Origin of the sequence: Sheuella amnicola (genome assembly GCF_010499255.1) — a bacterium.
GTDB lineage: Bacteria > Pseudomonadota > Gammaproteobacteria > Burkholderiales > Burkholderiaceae_B > Zwartia > Zwartia amnicola.
The window spans coordinates 299,764-324,113 of sequence record NZ_JAAGRN010000004.1; the positions used below are offsets into that span (position 1 = coordinate 299,764).

General features: G+C 52.9%; 22 protein-coding genes. 12 read left to right on the forward strand and 10 right to left on the reverse strand.

Translation table 11 applies throughout. The features are described from left to right. Nucleotides 1–38: 38 nt before the first annotated feature. From G3I67_RS07975 to G3I67_RS07995, 5 genes are all read left to right on the forward strand, one after another. Nucleotides 39–1,925, forward strand: coding sequence for a propionate--CoA ligase (locus G3I67_RS07975; protein ID WP_163653917.1), 1,887 nt, complete (start codon nucleotides 39–41; stop codon nucleotides 1,923–1,925). Continuing rightward, nucleotides 1,922–2,329, forward strand: coding sequence for a GlcG/HbpS family heme-binding protein (locus G3I67_RS07980; protein ID WP_163653920.1), 408 nt, complete (start codon nucleotides 1,922–1,924; stop codon nucleotides 2,327–2,329). Before G3I67_RS07975 ends, G3I67_RS07980 begins: the two co-directional genes overlap by 4 nt. A 42-nt stretch (nucleotides 2,330–2,371) precedes the next feature. Then, nucleotides 2,372–3,673: an MFS transporter gene (locus tag G3I67_RS07985; protein ID WP_235931786.1), complete on the forward strand. Its 1,302-nt coding sequence runs from the start codon at nucleotides 2,372–2,374 to the stop codon at nucleotides 3,671–3,673. Nucleotides 3,674–3,783: 110 nt separating this feature from the next. After that, nucleotides 3,784–5,763, forward strand: coding sequence for an acetate--CoA ligase (acs, locus tag G3I67_RS07990; protein WP_163653923.1), 1,980 nt, complete (start codon nucleotides 3,784–3,786; stop codon nucleotides 5,761–5,763). A 14-nt stretch (nucleotides 5,764–5,777) separates the two neighbouring features. Continuing rightward, nucleotides 5,778–6,239 (forward strand): CopD family protein, encoded by a 462-nt coding sequence (locus G3I67_RS07995; RefSeq protein ID WP_163653927.1) that lies wholly within the window; start codon nucleotides 5,778–5,780, stop codon nucleotides 6,237–6,239. A 21-nt stretch (nucleotides 6,240–6,260) separates the two neighbouring features. Here G3I67_RS07995 and G3I67_RS08000 read toward each other — a convergent pair whose 3' ends face one another. The 6 genes from G3I67_RS08000 to G3I67_RS08025 form a co-directional block, all read right to left on the reverse strand. Continuing rightward, entirely contained in the window at nucleotides 6,261–7,796 is a 1,536-nt protein-coding gene (locus G3I67_RS08000) for a D-arabinonate dehydratase (protein ID WP_163653930.1), read from the reverse strand. An 8-nt stretch (nucleotides 7,797–7,804) separates the two neighbouring features. After that, entirely contained in the window at nucleotides 7,805–8,671 is an 867-nt protein-coding gene (locus G3I67_RS08005) for a carbohydrate ABC transporter permease (RefSeq protein ID WP_163653933.1), read from the reverse strand. A gap of 17 nt (nucleotides 8,672–8,688) precedes the next feature. Further along, nucleotides 8,689–9,588, reverse strand: coding sequence for a carbohydrate ABC transporter permease (locus G3I67_RS08010; RefSeq protein ID WP_163654137.1), 900 nt, complete (start codon nucleotides 9,586–9,588; stop codon nucleotides 8,689–8,691). A gap of 92 nt (nucleotides 9,589–9,680) precedes the next feature. Continuing rightward, entirely contained in the window at nucleotides 9,681–11,003 is a 1,323-nt protein-coding gene (locus tag G3I67_RS08015) for an ABC transporter substrate-binding protein (protein ID WP_163653936.1), read from the reverse strand. Between the two features lie 94 nt (nucleotides 11,004–11,097). Then, the gene (locus G3I67_RS08020; protein WP_163653939.1) at nucleotides 11,098–12,168 is read right to left on the reverse strand and encodes an ABC transporter ATP-binding protein; all 1,071 of its coding nucleotides are present in this window, start codon (nucleotides 12,166–12,168) and stop codon (nucleotides 11,098–11,100) included. Continuing rightward, nucleotides 12,168–13,121 (reverse strand): C-terminal binding protein, encoded by a 954-nt coding sequence (locus tag G3I67_RS08025; RefSeq protein WP_163653942.1) that lies wholly within the window; start codon nucleotides 13,119–13,121, stop codon nucleotides 12,168–12,170. The genes G3I67_RS08020 and G3I67_RS08025 overlap by 1 nt, the downstream gene beginning before the upstream one ends. Before the next feature lie 135 nt (nucleotides 13,122–13,256). Between G3I67_RS08025 and G3I67_RS08030 the strand changes: the two genes are divergently transcribed. Continuing rightward, the gene (locus G3I67_RS08030) at nucleotides 13,257–14,024 is read left to right on the forward strand and encodes an SDR family NAD(P)-dependent oxidoreductase (RefSeq protein WP_163653945.1); all 768 of its coding nucleotides are present in this window, start codon (nucleotides 13,257–13,259) and stop codon (nucleotides 14,022–14,024) included. A 23-nt stretch (nucleotides 14,025–14,047) separates the two neighbouring features. Further along, entirely contained in the window at nucleotides 14,048–15,118 is a 1,071-nt protein-coding gene (locus tag G3I67_RS08035; protein WP_163653948.1) for an Ldh family oxidoreductase, read from the forward strand. Here the strand turns inward: G3I67_RS08035 and G3I67_RS08040 are convergent. After that, complete coding sequence (locus G3I67_RS08040; protein WP_163653951.1) at nucleotides 15,046–15,840, reverse strand: FadR/GntR family transcriptional regulator; 795 nt, start codon at nucleotides 15,838–15,840, stop codon at nucleotides 15,046–15,048. The genes G3I67_RS08035 and G3I67_RS08040 overlap by 73 nt on opposite strands. 61 nt (nucleotides 15,841–15,901) lie before the next feature. On the opposite strand from G3I67_RS08040, the gene G3I67_RS08045 reads away from it, so the two are divergent. The 3 genes from G3I67_RS08045 to G3I67_RS08055 all read left to right on the forward strand — a co-directional run bounded on the left by G3I67_RS08045 (nucleotide 15,902) and on the right by G3I67_RS08055 (nucleotide 19,371). Further along, nucleotides 15,902–16,651: an SDR family oxidoreductase gene (locus G3I67_RS08045; protein ID WP_163653954.1), complete on the forward strand. Its 750-nt coding sequence runs from the start codon at nucleotides 15,902–15,904 to the stop codon at nucleotides 16,649–16,651. A 44-nt stretch (nucleotides 16,652–16,695) separates the two neighbouring features. Continuing rightward, the gene (locus tag G3I67_RS08050; RefSeq protein ID WP_163653957.1) at nucleotides 16,696–17,547 is read left to right on the forward strand and encodes a 2,4-didehydro-3-deoxy-L-rhamnonate hydrolase; all 852 of its coding nucleotides are present in this window, start codon (nucleotides 16,696–16,698) and stop codon (nucleotides 17,545–17,547) included. Between the two features lie 63 nt (nucleotides 17,548–17,610). Continuing rightward, a complete protein-coding gene (locus tag G3I67_RS08055; protein WP_311197066.1) occupies nucleotides 17,611–19,371 on the forward strand; it encodes an IlvD/Edd family dehydratase in 1,761 nt (586 codons plus the stop codon). A 39-nt stretch (nucleotides 19,372–19,410) separates the two neighbouring features. Here G3I67_RS08055 and G3I67_RS08060 read toward each other — a convergent pair whose 3' ends face one another. Beyond that, nucleotides 19,411–20,634: a diaminopropionate ammonia-lyase gene (locus G3I67_RS08060; RefSeq protein WP_163653963.1), complete on the reverse strand. Its 1,224-nt coding sequence runs from the start codon at nucleotides 20,632–20,634 to the stop codon at nucleotides 19,411–19,413. A 187-nt stretch (nucleotides 20,635–20,821) separates the two neighbouring features. On the opposite strand from G3I67_RS08060, the gene G3I67_RS08065 reads away from it, so the two are divergent. Continuing rightward, nucleotides 20,822–21,280 (forward strand): Lrp/AsnC family transcriptional regulator, encoded by a 459-nt coding sequence (locus G3I67_RS08065; protein WP_163654140.1) that lies wholly within the window; start codon nucleotides 20,822–20,824, stop codon nucleotides 21,278–21,280. Between the two features lie 33 nt (nucleotides 21,281–21,313). After that, entirely contained in the window at nucleotides 21,314–22,567 is a 1,254-nt protein-coding gene (locus G3I67_RS08070; protein WP_163653966.1) for a Zn-dependent hydrolase, read from the forward strand. A gap of 3 nt (nucleotides 22,568–22,570) precedes the next feature. Here G3I67_RS08070 and lipP1 read toward each other — a convergent pair whose 3' ends face one another. After that, entirely contained in the window at nucleotides 22,571–23,512 is a 942-nt protein-coding gene (gene lipP1, locus G3I67_RS08075) for a LipP1 family hormone-sensitive lipase (protein ID WP_163653969.1), read from the reverse strand. 77 nt (nucleotides 23,513–23,589) lie between these two features. Further along, on the reverse strand, nucleotides 23,590–24,333 hold the full coding sequence (locus G3I67_RS08080; protein ID WP_203583578.1) for a sulfite exporter TauE/SafE family protein: 744 nt from the start codon (nucleotides 24,331–24,333) through the stop codon (nucleotides 23,590–23,592). Nucleotides 24,334–24,350: the final 17 nt, after the last annotated feature.

Sequence of the window (24,350 nt, forward strand, 5' to 3'; positions counted from 1 at the left end):
ATGACAGCTGAAAATCACATTGTTCCGGAGACGAGAAAATGAATGCCGTTCAAGACTTCCATCATCGTTCGATACATGATCGGGATCGCTTCTGGAAAGAGCAAGCAGCAAGCGTCTTTTGGGAAACTCCGTTCACAAAAGTTCTGGATGATTCCAGATTGCCTTTCGCGAAATGGTTTGTCGGCGGCAGGACTAATCTTTGTTACAACGCGGTGGATCGCTGGCTGGATACAAGGGCCGATGAACCTGCGTTGATTTGGGTTTCTACCGAAGTCGATCAGGAAGAAATCTATACGCGTCGACAATTATTCGATGAAGTGAATGCTGTTGCGGCCATGCTTCAGGCACAAGGCGTCGGTCGTGGCGATCGTGTCCTGATTTATATGCCGATGGTTCCTCAAGCGGTGTTCACTATGCTGGCTTGCGCACGACTTGGCGCGATTCATTCGGTCGTGTTTGGCGGTTTTGCTTCTGTTAATTTGGCTCAGCGTATCGATGACGCATCGCCCAAGGTGATCGTTTGCGCCGATGCGGGTTCTCGAGGCGGCAAGGTGACACCATACAAACCTCTTCTGGACAAGGCGATCTCCTTGTCCAAGCATCCGCCAGGCAGGGTTATTGTCGTTAACAGGGGTTTGTTCGAATTTGAACCGGTGGCCGGACGCGATCTGGATTATGCCGCATTAAGAAAACAGTTTGACGGCGCTAAAGTGCCGGTCACCTGGCTCGAATCGTCGGAGCCAAGTTATGTTCTGTACACCTCAGGCACTACGGGCAAGCCCAAGGGTGTTCAGCGCGATACGGGCGGGTATGCCGTCGCGCTGGCATCTTCGATGAAACACATTTTTAACGGCAAACCCGGTGACACCTATTTGTGCACAAGCGACATTGGCTGGGTAGTCGGCCATTCCTACATTGTCTACGGCCCTTTGATCGGTGGACAGGCAACCATACTTTACGAGGGTACTCCGATCCGTCCCGATGGGGGCATTCTCTGGAGTCTTGTCGAAAAGTACAAGGTTCAGACCATGTTTTCCGCACCCACTGCAATTCGTGTGCTTAAAAAACAAGATCCGGGGCTGTTGAAAAAATACGATTTGTCTTCATTGCGTGCACTGTACATGGCCGGCGAGCCTCTGGACGAACCCACTGCTCAATGGATTTCGGAGGGTTTGGGCAAGCCGATCATCGACAATTATTGGCAGACCGAAACCGGCTGGCCGATATTGGCAGGCCAGCCCGGCATCGCCCCGATTCCGACCAAATTCGGTAGCCCATCCTTCCCGGTTTATGGTTTCGATGTTCGCGTGATTGATGAACAGACCGGTCAGGATCTCGGGCCGAATAAAAAGGGCGTGGTTGCGATCGTGCCTCCTTTGCCGCCTGGCGCCATGTCCACCATCTGGAACGACGATGCGCGCTTTGTCGAAACCTATTTTTCCTCCATTCCCAATCGTCAGGTGTATTCGACCTTCGACTGGGGGTTGTATGACGATGATCAATATTGGTTCATTCTTGGACGCACCGACGATGTGATCAACGTTGCGGGTCACCGCCTGGGCACGCGCGAAATCGAAGAGTCGATCAATAGTCATCCGGCCGTCGCCGAGTGCGCGGTCGTTGGTGTGGCCGATCAGCTTAAAGGTCAGGTTGCGGTCGGTTTCGCTGTGCTTAAGGATGCAGGGTTGATCGACCAGCCTCAGGCCGCGATGCGCCTGGAGGGTGAAATCATGAAGGTGGTGGATGAACAACTGGGAGCCGTGGCGCGTCCGGCCCGGGTTCGCTTCGTGACAACACTGCCCAAGACGAGGTCTGGTAAAGTGCTGCGTCGGGCAATTGTTGCCGTCTGCGAGGGACGCGATCCGGGGGATTTGACTACGATCGAGGATCCGAGCGCACTTGAACAAATAAAGGATTCATTATGAAAACAAAAGCTGTCTTGACTGACGCCGATGTATCCAAGATGCTTGCTGCCGCAAAGGCGTGCGCAAATCAGAACAAATGGGCTGTGACGATTGCGATCGTAGATGATGGCGGTCATCTGCTTGGATTGCAGCGTTTGGATGGCGCGCCTCCTGTATCGTCCCACATCGCTCCGGCCAAGGCTAATACTGCTGCACTGGGTCAGCGTGAAACCAAAGTCTACGAGGATGTGATCAACAATGGTCGCATGGCTTTTCTGTCGGCTCCGACCATCTCGGGCATGCTGGAGGGTGGCGTGCCGATCGTGATCGATGGCATGGTGATCGGTGCGGTGGGAGTTTCTGGTGTGAAGTCCTCTGAGGATGCTGAAATCGCACGGGCCGGCATTGCGGCGTTGACAGCGTAAATTCGGCTGACATACCCCCGCCAAGTTTGTTTCTGTTAAGTGATGAGCAAGGTTCCCCGTACGCTTGCCCCTGGGGTGCGTGCGGTTGAAGTCTGGTCATGGGCTATGCTCGACTTCGCCAATTCCGGCTACACGACGGTCGTTCTGACCGCCGTCTTTAGCGCATACTTTGTCGGCGTTGTGGCGGGTGGTGCAGCTTGGGCAACCTTGGCCTGGACTGCTGCACTATCGGCATCCTATTTGCTGGTGATGATGACGCTTCCCAGGCTGGCTGCGCTTGCCGATGCACATGCGGCCAAGAGGCGACTGCTTTTTCTAAGCGTTCTGGGGTGCGTCTCAGGCACGCTGATTCTTTCGCGGGTGGGTGCGGGCAATGTCTGGCTTGCCGTGCTTGGCATTGTTTTTTCCAACTATTGTTTCAGCCTTGGCGAATCCGCGATTGCTTCATTTCTTCCTGAGCTTGCGCAGCGCGAAGCACTGGGTCGAGTCAGCGGATGGGGATGGGGCCTTGGTTACGTCGGAGGGCTTATCTCGCTTGCGATTGCACTGATGATCGTGACGCGAGGCTCAAATCTTGGCTTTGACGCAATCCATACAGTTCCTTGGGTCATGGTCGCGACTGCATGCCTTTTTTTATTGGCTACTGTGCCGGCCTGGTTTTTATTGAAAGAGCGCGCTGTTGCCACGGGTCAAAGTGCGCGTTCAACCCTGGGTGCGATCAAGCATGCGTGGATTGAGACGGGGGGCCGGTTTACGGAGTTTCGACGACTGCTTTTATGCATTGTGAGTTATCAGGCCGGGATTTCGGTTGTTATTACATTGGCTGCGGTCTACGCCGAGCAGGTAATGGGATTCGATATGCCGCGCACCATCCTCCTGATTGTTGCGGTCAATGTGACAGCCGGACTGGGCGCACTGCTTTTTGGTTCGTTTCAGGACAGGGTCGGCCATCGTTTAGCATTGCGTGTCACGCTGCTTGGCTGGATTTTGACAGCGTTCCTGGCGTTTCTGGCCGTGCAAGAGTGGTTGTTCTGGGTAGCGGCCTGTCTGGCAGGACTCTGTATGGGCACGAGTCAGAGTGCAGGGCGTGCTATGGTCGGGTTGATGGCGCCGTCGAGTAGACTTGCCGCGTTTTATGGTTTGTGGACATTTTCGACGCAACTAGCGGCCGCGACCGGCCCACTTGTTTACGGAATGATCACCTGGGTCAACAATGGCAACCAGCGGTTTGCCATGTTGTGTACTGGTGTTTTTTTTGTGTTCGCACTTTTTGTGTTGGGAAGATTATCATTAGACAAAGCAATCGCCGAGCGTGATGCCTCGGCGAGTACCGGGCATGTGTAAGGAAGAAGTAAGAGCGTCAGATTACTGTTTCCGGCAAACTCGGTACAAAATTAGAGACAAAATACAAAACGGCGATCATCGCCGATCCCGGTTATTCAGGAGACTCATCCATGTCAAATTCCATTCAGTCTGTTCTGGTCGAGACGCGTGTTTTTCCCCCACCCCAGGACTTTGCCAAACAAGCCAATGTGTCGGGCGCCGCGGGGTATCAGGCGTTACTCGATGAGGCCGACCAAAATCCTGAAGGATTTTGGGGGCGCATGGCACGTGAGAATCTGCAATGGACCAAACCGTTTACGCAGGTTCTCGATGAATCGCGCGCACCTTTTTATCGCTGGTTTGGCGACGGCGAATTGAATGTTTCGGCGAATTGTCTGGATGCGAATCTCAAAAATGGCAACGCGAACAAGATTGCGATCATTTTCGAGGCGGATGGCGGCGAAGTTAAAAAAGTCACCTATCAGCAGTTGCATGATCTTGTTTGTAAATTCGCCAATGGTTTGAAGTCTCTTGGCTATAAGCATGGCGATCGTTCCATTATCTATTTACCGATGTCGATCGAGGCTGTCGTCGCCATGCAGGCATGCGCCAGATTGGGTATCACGCATTCTGTCGTATTCGGCGGATTTTCCTCAAAAAGCTTGCATGAACGCATCACCGATGTTGGTGCAAGCCTGGTCATTACCGCGGATGAACAGATGCGCGGTGGTAAAGCCATTCCCCTGAAGCCGGCGGTCGATGAAGCGATTGCGATGGGCGGGTGCGAGGCTGTTCGCCATTGCATTGTTTACAAACGCACCGGTGGCAAAATCGCCTGGGATGCCAAGCGCGATATCTGGATGAGCGATTTGGCCGACAAACAGTCGCCCGTGTGCGAACCTGTCGCGGTCAATGCCGAACATCCTTTGTTCATCCTTTACACGTCCGGCTCGACCGGAAAGCCCAAAGGGGTGCAACACTCTTCGGGTGGCTATCTGCTCTGGGCTAAGCTGACGATGCAATGGACGTTCGATGCGAAACCAAGCGATATTTTCTGGTGTACGGCTGATGTGGGTTGGGTGACAGGTCACACCTACATCACCTACGGCCCACTTGCTGCAGGTATGACACAGATCGTGTTCGAGGGTGTGCCAACTTATCCGGATGCAGGTCGTTTCTGGAAAATGATTCAGGACCACAAGGTCACGACTTTTTACACGGCGCCCACCGCGATTCGTTCTCTGATCAAGGCGTCCGAAGCCAATGCCGCTCATCATCCCAAGTCGTACGACTTGTCCAGCCTGAGGCTGCTGGGTTCCGTTGGCGAGCCAATTAATCCGGAAGCGTGGATGTGGTATCACACCAACGTCGGCGGTGAACGATGCCCGATTGTAGATACCTGGTGGCAGACTGAAACCGGTGGTCACATGATTACGCCCTTGCCGGGTGCGACACCGCTTAAACCAGGTTCGTGCACGACGCGCTTGCCAGGAATCACCGCTGCGATCGTGGATGAAACCGGCGGAGACGTTGAGCCAGGCCATGGCGGATTCCTGGTAATCAAGCGCCCCTGGCCATCCATGATCCGAAATATCTGGGGTGATCCCGATCGTTTCGAAAAGAGTTACTTCCCTTCGGAGTTGCGTGGCTACTACCTCGCCGGGGATGGTGCGCAGTGCGATAAGGATGGTTGCTTCTGGATCATGGGTCGCATCGACGACGTGTTGAACGTTTCAGGTCACCGACTCGGAACGATGGAGGTCGAATCCGCACTGGTTGCACACGAGCTTGTGGCCGAAGCCGCCGTAGTCGGAAGACCCGACGATACAACCGGGGAAGCCGTTGTCGCATTCGTCGTTCTCAAACGCTCTCGTCCCGAAGGCGATGAGGCAACCGCGATTGGCAAGCAACTGCGTGACTGGGTCGCGAAAGAAATCGGTCCGATCGCCAAGCCGAAAGAAATCCGTTTCGGAGACAATTTACCCAAGACTCGTTCCGGAAAAATCATGCGTCGTTTATTGCGTGTGGTTGCCAAAGGCGAGCAAGTGACGCAGGACGTCTCGACGCTGGAGAATCCGGCGATTCTGGATCAGTTGTCCAAACCCGTTTAACTCGTATCGAATCCATGTTGCTCGCTTCGCTTTTTACCGTGCATGTTCTGTCCGCCCTGATCTGGGTGGGCGGAATGTTTTTTGCTCACATGGCATTGCGTCCTACTGTTGCGACCGTGCTGCAACCGCCAGAGCGATTAACCTTGCTGGTAGGCGTATTCGCAAGATTTTTCGTCTGGGTCAAGATATCAATCGTGTTGCTGTTTCTGACAGGCTTTTGGATCATCCATATCTACGGCAATTTCGCCAAGGCGGGATGGCATATCCATTCGATGCTGTTGATTGCAGTCATCATGACGATCATTTTCGGTGTGATTTACGCAGGGCCTTACAAAGCCCTGCGTTATGCGGTGAGCTTGCAGCAATGGCCCGCGGCCGGGGCTGCTATGGCAACGATCCGGCGTCTGGTCGGAATCAACCTCGTTCTGGGATTGATTACCGTTGTGATCGGAACGAGCGGGCGCTTTCTGGTTTAAGGATGTGCATCACTGCACGTTTTACATCACAGCGCCGACTTGCCACGGCACAAATTCATTTTGGCCATAACCATGCAACTCGCTTTTGGTGCGTTCGCCCGAGGCGACTTTGATGATTAATTCGAAGATCTGGGCGCCTTTTTCTTGAATCGACATGCCGCTGTCGACGATTTCGCCGCAATTGATATCGATATCCTCGCTTTGTCGCTGCCACAAGGCGTTGTTGGTCGATAATTTGATGGAAGGAGAAGGCGAACAGCCGTAAGCGGAACCCCGGCCTGTCGTGAAGCAGATCATGTTGGCTCCGCCCGCGACTTGTCCGGTGGCCGACACTGGATCATATCCGGGCGTGTCCATATAAACAAAGCCCTTTGCCGTTACGGGTTGCGCGTATTCGTATACCGCTTCCAGACGCATGGTTCCGCCTTTGGCGACCGCGCCGAGCGACTTTTCCAGAATGGTCGTCAATCCTCCGGCTTTGTTGCCTGCCGAGGGGTTGTTGTTCATCTCTCCCTGATTGCGTTCACAATAGTCTTCCCACCAGTGAATGCGCTCGATCAATTTTTCGGCGACTTCTTTCGATGCTGCGCGACGCGTCAATAAGTGTTCGGCTCCGTATATTTCGGGTGTTTCGGACAGAATGGCGGTCGCACCATGTTGCACCAGCATATCCACTGCCACACCGAGTGCCGGATTGGCCGAAATGCCTGAATAGCCGTCGGAGCCGCCACACTGCAAGCCCAGTGTCAAATGACTAATGGGCACTTCGGTGCGGACCACATTATTGGCATGAGGCAGCATCTGTTTGATCAATTCAATGCCTTTCTGCACTGTCTTTTTGGTGCCACCGCTTTCCTGGATGTTGAACGTGCGGAACAGGGGGTTTTCGGAAAGATGTTCGGCTGTCAATAGATCGCTGATCTGATTGGTTTCGCAACCAAGACCGACCATCAGAACTCCGCAAAAGTTGACATGACGCGCGTAACCGGACAAGGTTCTGCGCAGCATATCGATACCTTCACCTGTGTTGCCCATGCCGCAACCACTACCCATGGTAAGTGCAACAACGCCATCAACATTCGGAAATGCTGCCAGGGCTTCAGGATGGGTTTCGCGATCAAAGTGCGCGGCTATCGCACGCGCAGCCGTTGCCGAACAGTTCACGCTGGTGAGGATGCCAAGATAATTGCGCGTGGCGACACGTCCATCGGCACGAACAATCCCCTTGAATGTGCGTGGCGTTTTGACGTATTCGGTTGGTTTGGCATCCACGCCAATAGCGTAGTCGCGCTCGAATGCGCCGCCCTCGGCTCCCATGCCGAGATTCTGGATGTGAACATGCGTGCCGGGTTCGATATCCGCCGTTGCGAAACCAATGATCTGGTTATAGCGACGAACGGGTTCACCTTTGCCGATTTTTCGGGTCGCGATCTTGTGGCCGGGCGGGATGAGTCCACGCACAGTCAGATTCTCGGATTCGATCTTTACGCCGGATAAAAGTTGCTGGCGCGCAATGACGACGTCATCCTGAGGGTGAAGACGAATAATCGGGTCCATCTTGATTCCTATTCTTTTACCGAGCCGGTCATGCCGGACACGTAGTATTCAACAAAAAACGAGTACACGAAGGCAACCGGTAGTGAGCCCAGCAAGGCACCCGCCATCAACGATCCCCAATGATATACGTCTCCTTCGACCAGTTCGGTAATCACCCCGACAGGTACGGTTTTAATTTCGGAGGACGAAACAAATGTGAGCGCGTAGATGAATTCGTTCCACGACAGGGTGAAGGCGAAAATGCCGGCGGAAATCAGTCCCGGTACTGCCAGGGGCAGGATAATTCGCGTCAGAATCTGCCAGCGTGATGCCCCATCGATCATGGCGCATTCTTCAAGCTCGTAGGGGATCGACCTGAAATATCCCATCAGCAACCAGGTACAGAATGGAACAAGAAATGTCGGATACGTCAATATCAGGGCAAGGCGCGTGTCAAAAAGTCCGTACTGATAAACGATGCTGGCCAATGGGATGAAAATGATGGAGGGAGGCACCAGATAGGCAAAGAAAATCAGCATGCCAACAACTTTAGAGCCTTTGAATCGCAACCGTTCGATCGCGTAGGCGGCAAGCACCGAAGTGAACAGCGAGATGAACGTCGCGCATACCGACACGATCACCGTATTGAGTAACCATGATGGGTAGGATGTGTGAAACAACAGTTTCTTGAAATGCGCCAGGGTCGGATTGATCAGCCAGAATGGGTTGCCTGACTTGGAAATCAATTCTTCATTCGGTTTGAACGCGGTCATCCCCATCCAGTAAAAAGGAAAGAGAAGAATGATCAGCATCAGGATCAAAGGGATATAGACGGTCACCCATCGACGCGGTATCGAGGTCAGGAAATCCATACCCTGATTGTTCGTTTTGGACATTGCGATTTTCCCGAAAATTATTTGTCTGCGCCTTGCTGCCATGCGCGGCGCTGCAAGCCAAAGTAACTGAACATGATGGCAGCCAGAAGCAAGGGCACCATCATGGTGGCGATTGCCGCGCCTTCACCCATCGATCCGCCCGGTATGGCGCGCTGAAAAGCAAGTGTCGCCATCAAGTGCGTGGCGTTGAGCGGCCCGCCGCGCGTCAGCACATAGATCAGCTGAAAGTCAGTGAATGTGAACAGCACCGAAAAAGTCATCACAACAGCGATGATGGGCGTCAATAATGGCAATGTGATGAAGCGAAATTGTTGCCATGGTGTCGCGCCGTCAATCGATGCGGCTTCGTAATACGAAGGAGAAATGGTTTGCAGGCCGGCAAGCAGCGATATCGCGACAAATGGAATGCCGCGCCAGACGTTGGCGATGATGACCGACATGCGAGCCAGCCAGGGTTCGCCTAGAAAGTCGATATATGTGTCGATCAGGCCCATTTTGACCAGAGCCCAACTGACCACCGAAAATTGAGAGTCGTAAATCCACCAGAATGCGATTGCGCTCAACGCGGTCGGCACGATCCAAGGCAGCAGTACCACAGCCCTGAAAAAGGATTGAAAAGGCAGATTCTTATTCAAAATAAGAGCGAGCCATAAACCAAGCAGAAACTTGGCGATGCTGGCGACGATGGTGTAGAAAAGAGTATTGAATACCGAGAGTTGAAACACACTGTCTGTGATCAGGTATGTGAAATTCTCAATGCCGATCCAGCTGCCTGCGCGTCCGATTTTTGCATCGGTGAAGCCGAGCCATGTGCCCAGCCCCAAAGGGTAGGCAAGCAGTCCAATCAATAGAATCGCAGCCGGCAACATGAATGCGAAACCGAGCGCATGACGGTTGGACTGGAAGCGTTCCAGCAAAGAAAGGGATTTCATATCAGCCTGTACTGTCAACTTGAAAACAATGTCGACCTTCGAACGAATGTCGCTCGAAGGTCGCGTTCATGTGTTGCTTAGCTCTTGTAGTAACGCTTTGCCCGTTCGGCAGCGCGCGCAGCGGCCTCTTTGGGTGTGCGATTGCCGCTTGATGCTTCCGCAACCATATCGAGCACGATGTAATCGGCCAGACAAGCTGCCGATGCCGCACCCAGTGGTCCCGAGTAGCCGTGGTAAGTCATCATGGCAGGACCTTCGCCATAGACTTTTGCTTTCGGGTCGGCGGTCCAGATCGGATTCTTTTCGTAAGCCTTCAGGGTTTGCGCACCATAACCGATCGATTTTTCCAGCCATGGATTGTACTGATCAGCCTCCATCAGCCAGCGCGCAAGCTCTCGCGTGGCGTTCGGATACTTGGTGTAGGCAAACAGCATCATCTGGGTGATTTGCATCAGCTCCATCGGCTTGCCAACAGGGCCGACAGGGAAGTGCGCATGCTGAATGTCTTTCGCCATTTCCTGCATCTTGGGATCTTGGGACGTCTTGGCTGCGTAGTACACCGAAATGCCGTTGGCTGTCAGGCTGATCTGTCCATCCAGGAATGCTTTGTTGTTATTGGGATCCTGCCAGGACAACGTGCCGGGTACGAAGGTCTTGTAGAGTTGGGCAGCGTACTCGAGCGCCGCGATGGTCTCGGGAGAGTTCACGACAACGTTGCCTTTCTCGTCGACCAGGCGACCGCCGTGGGACCAGAGCAGCCAGTGCACCCAGTTATTGCCGTCACCGACGGCTTTGCCCAGGGCGAAGCCTGCTGGCGTACCCTTGGCCTTGAGTGCCTGGCAAAGCTTCAGAAAGCCAGCCGTATCTTTCGGCATTGTGTCGAATCCGGCCGCTTTCATGTGGCTTTCACGATAAACCATCGCATTGGCGATCACTGCCCATGGCACGGAAATCCATTTATCCTTGAGCATGCCGTATTGTTTCGAAACGTCATACCAGCCACCGTACTTGTTTCCAAGATAATTACAGAGTTCCGTCACATCGAGCAGCTTGGTCGGATACTGAAACGGATCATCAAACCATCCCATGATCATGTCCGGGCCGCTACCGACGTTTGCGCTAACCGCTGCTTTGGGACGGACATCTTCCCAGCCTTCATTATCAACCTTAACTTCGACTCCCGTTGCTTTGCTGAAAGCGGCAACGTTAGCCATGAATTGATCTTCGTCTCCTTGCACGAAGCGCTTCCAGCGCAATACGCGCAGCTTGGCGCCGGCTTCCGGCTTATATGACAGCGTAGGCGCCTGGGCGAGGCTCAAGGGGCTGTAACCGGCGATTGCAGAGGCGCCCGCAACGGCGGCACTGGTTCCGATAAATTCACGACGTGAAAAATGCTTCATCTCTGATCTCCTTTGGTACCGCAGTTAAGAGTGCTTCTTTAAAAAACAAACGCTGCTTGAATATTCAGGTACTTTCTAATCGAAGTACTTTCAACTATTTCATTACGTTGCCTGTAGCCGAATCAAAAAGATGGCACTGCGCAAAATCGGGGCGAAGTTTGATCATTTGTTCCGGTTGTATGTCGACACGATCCCTGAAGACAATTGTCATCTGGGTGCCGGCAAGTTCGCATGCGACGAACGTGTCGGCTCCGGTCGGTTCGATAACGTTAGCCTTGACTGTGATCGGACCGCTCGAGTCGATCATCAGATGCTCCGGACGTGTTCCGAGCAACACCTCCTGTCCCGCATTTCCGATCGCATGTTGCTTGACAGTGACAGTCGACCCGTCTCGCAACTCGACCGCGGTTTTGCCGTCTTGATGGATGATTTTCCCGGGCAGCATGTTCATGGCAGGCGATCCGATGAATCCAGCGACAAAGGTGTTGATCGGGTTTTCATATAGCTCAAGCGGGCCGCCGACTTGCTCGACGCGGCCATCTCGCATGACGACGATTTGGTCGCCCATGGTCATCGCTTCGATTTGATCGTGGGTGACATACACCGATGTTGTCTTGAGTCGCTGATGCAATGCTTTGATTTCGGTTCGCATTTGAACGCGAAGTTTGGCGTCAAGGTTCGATAGCGGCTCATCGAATAAAAACACCTGGGGATCCCGTACGATGGCGCGTCCCATGGCAACGCGCTGGCGTTGCCCGCCGGATAATTGTCGCGGGAAGCGGTCTAGCAATGCAGTCAGTCCCAGAATTTCGGCGGCGCGCTTGACGCGCGCGTCGCTGTCGGCTTTGTCCGCTTTTGCCAGCATCAGCGAAAACGCCATGTTGTCGCGAACTGTCATGTGCGGATACAAGGCGTAGTTCTGAAACACCATGGCGATGTCTCGCTCTTTGGGCTGCATGGTGTTGACGCATTTGTCGCCGATGAATATTTCGCCTCCGGTGACTTCCTCCAATCCCGCAAGCATCCTAAGCAAAGTCGATTTGCCGCATCCGGAAGGGCCAACCAGAACAGTGAAAGATCCTTCGGGAATGGAAATATCCACGCCATGCAGGATTTCGGTGTCCTGAAAGGACTTTTTGACGCCTCGCAGGGTAACGCTAGCCATTATCGTGTTCCTTGAATAACAACGTAATCGGGCTTGCCGGTCTTGGCAAAAGTAATGATGTTCTGCGCAGCCTTGCTTCGCAGTTCGATCTCCGCTTCACGCGAGAAGAAAGCGGCGTGCGGAGTCAGAATCGTGCGCGGATGGCTGACCAAGGGATGGTTTCCGGGCGGCTCGATCGGTAGTACATCCAGTGCAAGCCCGCCCAGTTGTCCGGAATTCAATGCGTCCAGGGCATCGTCCACGTCCACGATACCGCCGCGTGCGGTATTGACGATATAACTGCCGGGCTTCATGAGCTTAAGCACGTCCTTGTTGACGATGTTACGTGTCTCGTCGTTCAAGGGCGTGTGAATCGATATGATGTCGGCCGTCTTGAATAAAGTTTCCATGTCGACGCGCTCGACATACGGTGGAAAGTCGTAGGCCATGATATGAGGATCGCAGGCGATCACGCGGCCGAAAGTTTCACGAGCGATGTGCGCAAAACGCTTTCCGATTCGTCCGAGGCCAAGAATTCCGACCGTCATGTTCAATGGACGCTTGAGGACACCCGGAGTCAGGTAATGCCAATTGCCGGTACGGATGTCGCGATCGTAAAAACTCAAGTGACGGGTGAGGTTCAGGGCCATCGCGAATGCATGACTCGATACTTCATGCACTCCATAGTCGGGGGAGTTGCCTACCCATACGCCGCAAGCTTGCGCATCAGCCGTATTGATCGTATCGAAGCCTGCACCGTAGCGGCTGACGATTTTCAGTTTAGGCAGCGCTTCAAAAACCTTTCTGTTGGCAGGCGCGTATTGGAGCAAAAAAGCATCGACGTCGCGTCCGGCCGCGATCAGTTCGTCTTCAGTCTTGCACTGAGCAGTCACGACCTCGAGGCCGGCTTGTTTGAATAATCCAAGTTCGAGATCGACATTGGGAAAGTCGAAATCGGTGATCAATACTTTCATGAACTGAAGGTCTCCAGCGTTTTATGTTTGACTTGAGTGATTAAGGATATTATGGTTGTATGAACTGATCAATTGGTCTGACCAATTTTTTTTGCAAAATAACGGGAAAACCCCTAATTTTCTGAGGCAAACGATATGAGTAAACCAGCGATATACGATTTTTCCGGCAAACATGCGGTTGTGACCGGTGGGGCTGCCGGAATCGGCGAAGCTTGCGCGGCACGTTTGCTCGGTGGTGGGGCCAAAGTTTCAATCTGGGATCGCGATGCGGCTGCGCTCAAGGCCGCGCAGATTCGATTGGGCGGCAATGTGAATCCTGTTCAGGTGGATGTGTCGGATGAACAATCGGTGCTGCAAGCCCTGAGAGCGACACAAGCCTATGGCGAAAGGATCGATATTCTGGTCAATAGTGCCGGCATTACGGGACCGAACACTACTGTGATCGAGTATCCGGTCGAAGAGTGGAATCGTGTTTTCGATATCAATGTTCGCGGTACATTTCTGACATGTAAAAATATCGCGCCTGTCATGAAAAAATCGAATAATGGCGCGGGTTACGGACGCATCGTGAATATTGCTTCCGTTGCCGGCAAAGAAGGCAATCCCAATGCATCTGCCTATAGTGCGTCTAAAGCGGCGGTGATGGGGCTGACGAAGTCATTGGGTAAAGAGCTCGCTCAAACCGAAATCAAGGTGAATTGCATCACCCCGGCTGCAGTCAAGACCGGCATGTTCTCCCAAATGACGCAACAGCACATTGATTTCATGCTTTCGAAAATTCCGATGAATCGTTTCGGTGAAATTCAGGAAATCGCCAATCTGGTCGCCTGGCTGTCGTCCGATGAATGCAGCTTCTCGACCGGAGCCGTATTCGATATTTCCGGCGGTCGCGCTACCTATTGATTCTTTCATTGAACGGGACAAACATGAATCAGGCACTTGCTTCGCGCACGGCTTATCGTAGCGAAGACTTACTGGCATACGCTACCGAACTGCTTAAACATGCAGGTGCTGAACAACGTATCGCGCAAGTCGTTGCCAATACTTTGTTGCAAGGCGACTTGCTTGGCCATGATACGCATGGGCTTGCGCTGCTGCCTGGCTATCTAAAAGACCTTGTGGCCGGCGGGATGACTCCGACGGGTAAGCCACGCATTCTCAACGACAAACCAGCAGTTCAGTTATGGGATGGCATGCGTTTGCCGGGACCATGGCTGATCGAGCAGGGTATGGATATGTTGATTCCGCGTGCGCGCGAGTTGGGGGTGGCGTCGCTTGCGATTCGACGCAGTCATCATATCGCTTGCCTGGCCGTGTACCTGATGCGTGCGGCTAAAGAGGGCATGTTGATGGTGCTGGCTAGCTCTGATCCTGCATCGGCCAGTGTGGCACCGTTTGGCGGCACGCAGGCGGTGATGACGCCTAATCCTATCGCGATTGGGTTTCCTTGTTCGCTTGGCGATGTTCTGATCGATATCTCTGCCTCGATCACAACCAATGGAATGAGCAACCGCAAGGCAGCGGCAGGCGAAAAATTCGCCGAAGACTGGCTGATGGATGCCTCGGGTCACCCAACCAATGATCCCAGTGTATTTGCACAAAATCCGCCCGGCACCATTTTGCCGATAGGGGGGTTAAGCTATGGCCATAAAGGCTACGGACTCGGGCTGATGGTTGAGGCGCTTACGGGTGGTCTTGCCGGCTGGGGTCGTGCCGATCCGAAAGAAGGGTGGGGCGCAACGGTTCACATCACCATGTACGATCCGGATGCGTTTGGCGGTCGTGCCGACTTTTTGCGGCAGATGGACCATCTAGCGGGGTCTTGCTTGCATAATGTTCCGCGTCCGGGGGTATCCAAAGTGCGCTTGCCGGGGCAATCAGGTTTGGCGCTGCACAAGCAGCAACTGGCAGAAGGTGTGCGACTTCACCCGGGGATTTTGCCTGCCTTGGCTGACTTTGCGGATAAGGCGAGCTTGGATGCGCCAATCCCGCTTTGATCTGGCTGCCCGTTTTTCAGCCAGCTGGCTGAAAAACGCTTGTAGGCGCGCTCCATGTGATGGCGCATTGCCTGACGCGCCTTTTCGGGGTCGCGGGCTTTTACGGCGCGAACGATCGCACGGTGTTCTTTAATCGCTTGTTCCCAGGTGGTTCGCGTGTCGAAGTAATTAGACAAGCGTGAGAACAAAACTCCCATGCGCGCATCGAACATTTGTTCGACGATGCTGGTTAGCACTTGATTGCCGGTGGCACGGGCAAGCGTTGCGTGAAACTCCCGATCAGGATCAAGAGGATTACGGTTGTCGAATGAATGATCGATCATCTGCTGTAAAAGCGCTTCAAGTTGCTCGACGTCTTCGTCGTTTCGGCATGATGCAGCCTGCGCAGCGATTTCCGACTCGATTAGCAGACGCGCTTGAATCAATTCAAACGGGGCGAAATCCTTCACCGCGATATCGTTTTTCTTGCGCCCTTTCTGTTTGGCGTCTTCGGGCTTGCAGACGTAGACTCCCGAGCCCATTTTGATTTGCACAACGCCTATAACCTCAAGCGCGATTAGCGCTTCGCGCACCGAAGGGCGCGACACTTTGAATTTTTCGGCAAGATCGCGCTCGGAGGGCAGGCGGCTGTCAACCGGAAATTCTCCGGCCTCAATCAATTTGAGCAACTGATCGGCGATTTGTTGGTATACCCGGCGGGTATCGATGGATTGAATCGGCATTGTTGGATTTTGACACAATAACTGGTAAATTGGTAAAGCCAATTTTATGGAGACAACAAGCATGCGCTTGCAAGGGAAAACAATCGTCGTCACCGCGGCAGGTCAAGGCATCGGGCGGGCAACTGCGCTGGGTATGGCAAAAGAAGGGGCGACGGTTTGGGCAACTGACCTGAATCCGGATTTGCTCAAGGCTTACGAGGGTGTTGCGAATATTAAAACCAGCACATTGAATGTGCTCAAGACCGACGAGGTCAATGCTTTTGCGAAAAAGGTGGGCACCATCGACGTGCTGTTCAATTGCGCTGGTTTCGTCCATCAGGGCGACATCATGCATTTGAGCGAAGACGAATGGGACTTCAGCATGGATCTGAACGTCAAGTCCATGTATCGCACCATTCGCGCCTTTCTGCCCGGTATGCTCGAAAAGGGGCAAGGTAGCGTCATCAATATGGCTTCGGCCGCATCCACCATCAAAGGCGCTCCGAATCGAGTGATATACAGCGCGTCCAAGGCGGCTGTGATTGGTTTGACGCGCGCGCTTGCGGCCGATTATGTTTCGCGCAACATCCGGTTCAACTCGATTTGTCCCGGCACAATCGAGTCACCCTCGTTGGGCGAGAGGATTCAAGCGGTGTCCAGCCAAACCGGCAAGACTGTTCAGGAGGCTCGTGACCAGTTTATTGCCCGTCAACCGATTGGACGACTCGGCAAAGCGGAAGAAATCGCTTATCTTGCTATTTATCTGGCTTCGGATGAATCCGCTTTCACGACGGGCACGGCGCAAATCATCGATGGCGGCTGGTCGCTCTGATGCGGCCGATCTGACACAGACATCCATTCACAAAAGGAGTATTCATGAAACTTGTACGTTATGGCGCTAAAGGAAAAGAAAAACCGGGTCTGATTGATCGTGACGGTAAATTGCGCGATTTATCCAAAGTGATCGAAGACATTACGCCTGATCAATTATCGAAATCAGCTTTGGCCAAACTTGCCAAGCTTGATACCTCCAAGCTGCCGCTGGTTAAAGGCAAGCCACGCTTCGGTGTCCCCTTCACAGGTGTGGGCAAGTTTCTAGCGATCGGTCTGAACTATTCGGATCACGCAGCCGAAGCGGGCATGCCGATTCCGAAAGAGCCCATCATGTTCTTCAAAGCCGATACCAGCTTGTCCGGTCCGAACGATAAAGTCATGTTGCCGCAAGGCTCCAAGAAATCCGACTGGGAAGTTGAACTCGGCATCGTGATCGGTAAAAAGGCACGCTATGTCACCAAGAAAGACGCACTGAGCCATGTTGCCGGATATTGCGTGGTCAATGATGTGTCCGAGCGTGAATATCAACTTGAGCGAGGCGGTACGTGGGACAAGGGTAAGGGTTGCGACACCTTCGGTCCGGTCGGTCCATGGCTGGTCACGACCGACGAAATCAAGGATCCGCAAAAGCTTGATATGTGGCTGGATGTCAACGGCAAGCGCTTTCAGACCGGCAACACCAAGACCATGATTTTCGACGCAGCGACCATCATCAGTTATGTCAGCGAATTCATGACACTGATGCCCGGCGACATTATCACCACCGGTACGCCTCCCGGAGTGGGCATGGGCATCAAACCCAAGCCACGCTTCCTGAAAGCGGGCGATGTGATGACTCTGGGTATTCAAGGCCTGGGCGAGCAGCGCCAGGAAGTTGTTGCATTCAAGAAGTAATCCGCAGTTCCGATGGCGCCAAGTTAAAGGCGCCATCGTTGCCTAATGAACAGGGAGCCGATTGTGGCCAAGTCGAATAAAAAATCCGGGACAAACAAGAAACCTTCATGGAACAGCCGTTCAAGCCAATGGTTTTCACGCAACGACATTTATGGATTCATCTATCGTAGCTGGACCAAAAATCGCGGTATTCCTCATGATCAGTTCGATGGCCGCCCTGTCATTGGCATTTGCAATACATGGTCCGAGCTCACGCCTTGCAATACGCATTTTCGGGTGCTGGCCGATCAGGTTCGCCAAGGGATTCTGGAGGCCGGTGGATTTCCGCTTGAGTTTCCGGTGACTTCACTTGGCGAGACGCTGGTTCGTCCAACCGCGATGCTGTTGCGTAACCTTGCCAGTATGGATGTCGAAGAAACGATTCGCGCTAATCCGCTTGATGGCGTGGTGTTGCTTTTTGGTTGCGACAAGACCACGCCGTCTTTGCTGATGGGCGCGGCAAGCGTCAACATTCCTACGATTGGTGTTTCCGGCGGTCCGATGCTAAGCGGTAAATATCGTGGCCAGAATATTGGTTCAGGAACCAATACCTGGTCGATGTCGGAAGACGTGCGTGCCGGAAAAATGACACTTGATGAATTTCATGAGGCTGAATCATGCATGCATCGCTCCCATGGCAGTTGCATGGTGATGGGCACGGCATCCACGATGGCGAGCATGGTGGAGTCGCTCGGGGTGTCGTTGCCGGGCAATGCCGCGTATCCGGCAGTCGACGCGCGCCGCAACGTACTGGCGCGCGAATCGGGACGCCGTATCGTTCAAATGGTGAAAGACAATATTACGCTGGACAAGATTTTGACCCGCCAAGCTTTCGAGAACGCGATTCGCACCAATGCCGCTATTGGCGGTTCGACAAATGCCGTGATTCACTTGATTGCGATTGCGCGGCGTATTGGCATTGAACTGAGCGTCGATGACTGGGATAAATTTGGTCGCGATGTTCACACACTGCTCAACCTGATGCCAAGCGGCAAGTACCTGATGGAAGACTTCTGTTATGCCGGCGGATTGCCTGTGATCTTGCGCACACTGGGTGAACAGGGACTGCTGAACAAGAAAGCGTTAACCGTGACAGGAAATAGCATCTGGGATAACAACAAAAAAGCCGAGTGCTGGAACCGTGATGTGATTACCACTTGGGAAAAGCCATTCAAAAAGAATACCGGCATCGCTGTATTGCGCGGCAATTTGTGTCCCGATGGCGCAATCATCAAGCCATCGGCTGCGACACCTAAGCTTCTTAAGCATCGCGGCCGTGCAGTAGTTTTCGAAAATATCGAGGATTTCCACAAACGCATCGATAGTCCAAAACTGGACATCGATGAGAATTGCATTATGGTCCTGAAGAACTGCGGTCCCAAAGGCTATCCGGGTATGGCGGAAGTAGGTAACATGCCCTTGCCGCCAAAGATTTTGAAAAAGGGCATTACCGACATGATCCGCATTTCGGATGCGCGCATGAGCGGAACAGCCTACGGGACGGTGGTCTTGCACGTGGCTCCCGAAGCTGCCGCAGGTGGAGTGCTGGCCCTGGTTGAAAACGGCGACATGATCGAGCTGGATGTGGCCAAACGCCGCCTACATCTGGATGTTAGTGAAGAAGTGTTGGCCAAGCGCAAGCTCAAGTGGCAGCCTCCCAAGCCGCCACTCGATCGTGGTTATTACAAGCTGTATGTCGAGCATGTTAATCAGGCTAACGAGGGCGTGGACTTCGATTTCCTGGTGGGATGCAGCGGCAGTGCCGTGCCGAGGGACAATCACTAAGCATTTATGCTTGCGCCCCTGTTGACGCGGGGGCGTTATTCAGTGCGCTAGCCACTCCTTTTGGCGACTTAGAACGGATGCCGAAGTCTCTCCGACCAGTTGTCCATAAACCGAGGGAGCGGTAGCGCCTTCGGAGTTGATAACAAGTATGCGCGAGGCTTTGTCCAGGCCGACAAGCCTGGATGCCGATTGATCTTTCATCAATACGAGCAAACCTGCCAATCCCGCTGCACCGGATTCACCCGAAACAATCGGAATGTCTCGTTTATTGCCGGCTGCAAGCAGTTTCATTGCCTCAATTGCATCTTGATCTGAAACAGTCATGAAAAAATCGACGCCCTGATCGAGGAATTTCCAGGCAATTGGCGATGCCTCGCCGCAGGCCAGGCCGGCCATGACCGAATCAACAGAGCCAGTTGCTTTGGCTGCGTGGCCTTTAATGGCGCTTTGAAGCAGGCAATCTGCTTGTTGCGGTTCGACGACGATGAATCTTGGTCGGTTCGCACCCATGAATTCCCACATGTAGCTCATGATGCCGGCAGCCAGGCCGCCGACACCGCCCTGGAGAAATACGTGGGTAAACGGGCACTCATGGTCAGGGTTTGCCTGTGCCTGTTGCAACACTTCCGATCCAATTGCACTATAGCCCTGCATCACATCGCGGGGCACATCTTGATATCCTTCATATGAAGTATCCGAAACAACATCCCATCCATTCGATTTTGCCAAGCGCGCGGCTTCTTCGACGGACTCGTCGTAGTTGCCTGTAATACGGATGATCTTTGCCCCATATGCGGCTATCGCATCCTCACGCTCCTGACTGACATTCGCATGCAAAACGATTACGCAAGCGCATCCCGTCGCTTGAGCGGCGGCGGCAAGTGCTCGGCCGTGGTTTCCATCGGTTGCGCTTACCACAGTGAAATTTTTAAGTAGTTCGGCATGTTCGCCCTTGAATAGCGCGATCGGATCAAGCCGTTGGTTTTTCCAGCGACGCAAGATCAAGCGAATCAGCGCAATGGGCGCGCCCAAAGCCTTGAAGCTTTCCAGCGTAGACCGTACGGATTCATCTTTGACGAAAATTTTTCCAACTCCTAAATCGGATGCCAAATCCGGAAGGTCGTAGAGCGGAGTCGCGCTGTTGCGTATTTGATCCCATTGATAAAGCCATGAAAGGTTTTCATCGGCAATATCCATGTTCATGATGCATTTCAGATCGGTCGGATAATGTTCGCACGAGGCTTTTTTATTGGCGTGAATCATGTCAAGTCGCAAGCAAAAGTAGATTGATGGAAATAATATAAGCAGAGCCGCGCAATAATGTTGCAAATTTAGGTCGATAAAGGGTTCAAATTCGCAACCTGACATCGATCAAATCTGCAAAAATCATCCATCATCATTCTTGAATCTTCCCGCCAGCGTAGGACTTTTCACAAGAGATCAACTCATCATGCATCTGGATGCTTACGACCTGAAGCTTTTGCGTTTGTTACAGGTCGACAGCAAGCTTACTCAACGCCAACTGTCCGAATCGGTCAATTTATCGCCTTCAGCGGTGAATCGACGCATTGCTGCAATGGAAGGGGCTGGTGTCATCACATCAACAGTGGCTGTTGTCGACCCTGCTTTGGTGAATAGGCCGATTACGATCCTGGTTGAAGTCAAGCTTGAAAATGAACGTCTTGATCTTTTTGATGCCGTTAAAAAAAGATTTGTCGATTGTCCGCAAGTGCAACAGGTTTATTACGTCACGGGCGATTTTGATTTTATGCTGATCATGAATGTCAAAGACATGACTGAATACGAACAACTTACGCGAGAACTGTTCTTTGATTCCGGCAACATCAAAGGTTTCAAGACATATGTAGCAATGCAACGATCCAAAGCGACTTTTAACGTGCCTATTTAAATAAAGCCGGATTTACTGTTCAAATAAAACACCATGTCGGAAACTTCTCTTCAGTTGGATGCGCAAACTCTGCTTGAGCAGATTGAAATCTTGGGTGCGATTGGATTTGATGTCGACTTCGGAGGTCGGACACGGATTGCGTTAACTGATGACGAGAAGCGTGGTCGCGATCAACTGGTTCGCTGGATGAATGATCTTGATCTTGATGTGCGTATCGATGGCATCGGCAATATTTTCGGAATTATGCATTCTGAAAATCCTGAGATCAATCACACGTCGCTGATGATCGGTTCTCACATCGACTCCGTTCGTCATGCCGGTGCATTGGATGGATGTTACGGCGTTCTTGCCGGTTTGGCGGTCGTTCGAGCCTATCGTAGGGCAGGAGCGAAGCCCCGGCGCCCGATTATTGTGGCGGCATTCACAAACGAAGAGGGCGTGCGGTACCAGCCTGACATGATGGGGTCTCTTGTGTATGCCGGTGGCCTGGCGCTTGATGAGGCGCTCGATGCCATAGGTACGGATGGCACGCGTTTGGGAGATGAACTCTCGCGCATTGGCTATGCCGGGGATATGCGTCCCGGTGAAGTCCTTCCGCGAGAGTATCTTGAATTGCACATCGAACAAGGCCCCATCCTGGAAGCTGAAGGATATGAGATTGGAGTTGTCGACAATTTACAAGGAATATCCTGGCAAAAAATCACTGTGCAGGGCACGGCCAATCATGCCGGCACAACGCCTATCCGACTGCGGCATGATGCCGGGTATGTCGCAGCCGCTGTTGTAGCCTTTTTGCGCGAACAGGTTGCGAATACCTCGAATGGTACGACATTGGCGACAACGGGATCGATACGTTTTGAACCGGATTTGATCAATGTGATCCCTCGCAAGGCTGAGTTCACAGTTGATTTGCGCGATCCGGATGAACAAAAGCTTTTGGCAGCCGAAAAAAAATTAGCCGGATTTTTAGCCAGCATCTCCGAGCGAGAAGGCGTGAAGATCGAAAGCGAAAGGCTGGTGCGTTTCGAACCGGTGGAATTTGACCTTGATCTCAGAAATGAAATTGAAGCCTCATCGAAACGGCTTGGTTTTTCAACCATGCGGATCACCTCGGGCGCAGGTCACGATGCGCAGATGATTGCCCGGATCGCCCCGTCGGCTATGATTTTCGTGCCAAGTCGAGGCGGAGTGAGCCACAATCCGCGAGAACATACGGATGATGTGCAATTGATTCAAGGCGCCCAGGTTTTGCTTGACGTCGTGCATCACCTCCTGGTGCGGACTTGAGCTTCAATTTCCGAAGCGATCTCTCAATGCTTGCGCGCAAAGTTTGACTGCGGTGTTGGCCTCGGTGATGACGCGGCCCATCGGTACAAATCCATGGATTTGTCTTTCGAAGCAGATGTATTGAGTAGGCACACCGCTTGCCGAGAGCTTGTCGGCGTATTTGCTTCCCTCGTCTCGCAATGGATCGTAGCCTGCCGTGATGACAAAAGCGGGGGGCAGCCCTGCATGATCATCCGCCAGAAAGGGCGATCCCCGCCAGTCCTTGCGCATCCATTCTTCAGGCATATAGTGGCCCAGAAAATAATCCATCGAATCCTTGGTCAGCAAATAACCCTGCGCGTTGGTGATCATGGAGCCTTCTTTGGCGGTGGCATCGGTCATCGGATAGATCAGCAGTTGCAGTGCAGGCTTGAAGCTATTCGATTTTTTCAACCCCAATGCAACTGTGGCCGCCAATTGCCCACCGGCGCTATCGCCACCGATAGCGATTCGGGCCGGGTCTATTTTTAGCGAAGCGGCATTGACATGCACCCATTGCGTTGCGGCCAGACAATCATCAAAAGCTGCAGGAAAGATATGCTCCGGCGCCAGACGATAGTGGACGGCATAAACGGTGCAATGTGCGTAATTGGACAGATCACGGCAAAGCACATCGTGTGTGTCCAGGTCTCCGATGACGTGGCCGCCTCCATGGTAATAGACCAGACAGGGAAGAATCTGATCGGCAGTGCTGCCGATCGGACGGTAGCCGCGTAGCGTGATTTCACCGCCAGGACCCGGTACGCTCAGGTGGTGAACTTCGGCAACCTCGGCTGGATCGTTTTGTGCAAAAAAACGGCGCTGTGCATACGATTCGCGCGCGGCAGCCGGTGTCAGGGTGTGCGTTGGAGGGATGCCCTTTTCGATCACTAGGTCAATGATATTTTTACATTGTGGATCCAGCATGTCATGCCCCTTCAAATTTGAAATTTGTTAATTTTTTTGATCGCTTAATCATATCTTGAAAGCTGAAGTGGGGCATGTCACGCCATGCTGTCCCACAGAAGCTTGAGGCCGGACAAGCCCAGCGCAATCGTTGCGAAGTAAAAAAATGGGCGTTCCGGGATGAGTTTGAGTATGCGCATTCCAAGCCAGACACCAATTGGCACTAGTGGCATAAACATCAGCGACATCTTGAGTGTTTCGGCCGTGAAGAGGTTCAGTCCAATGTAAAAAGGCACCTTCGCCAGATTGATCACAGTGAAAAAAAATACGGTTGTGGCCACGAAGGTTTCACGACGCTGCTTCCACGACAATAGATAAATCATTATCGGAGGTCCACCAGCATGCGCAAGGGTACTGGTGAAGCCGGATCCGGCGCCGCATAGCCATCCAAATGGCTTGGATGGACGCGTGGTCGATTGTGCCTGCCCGCGCTGTCTGATCAATCGATCGAGACTGAAAAGTATGGCGATAGAGCCTATCATTCCCTTAACCAGTTGATCGGATAACACGCCAAATGCGAATGTTCCAATCACGATTCCGACCAATGCACCGGGTATCAGAACTTTTAAGTCATGCCAGTCAGCTTGACCGCGCCAGGCCCTGATACCAAACATATCCATGGCAATCAGGATTGGTAGCATGACCGCGGCCGCGTCACGCGGAGAAATCCACATTGCAAGAAACGGTACGGCTAAACCACCCAGCGCTCCACCTAGTCCTGATTTTGAAATGCCTGTAATCAGAACCGCAATTGCAGTCACCACCCAGGCGGCGGTGTTCATGTTTTCCATTTTTTTTT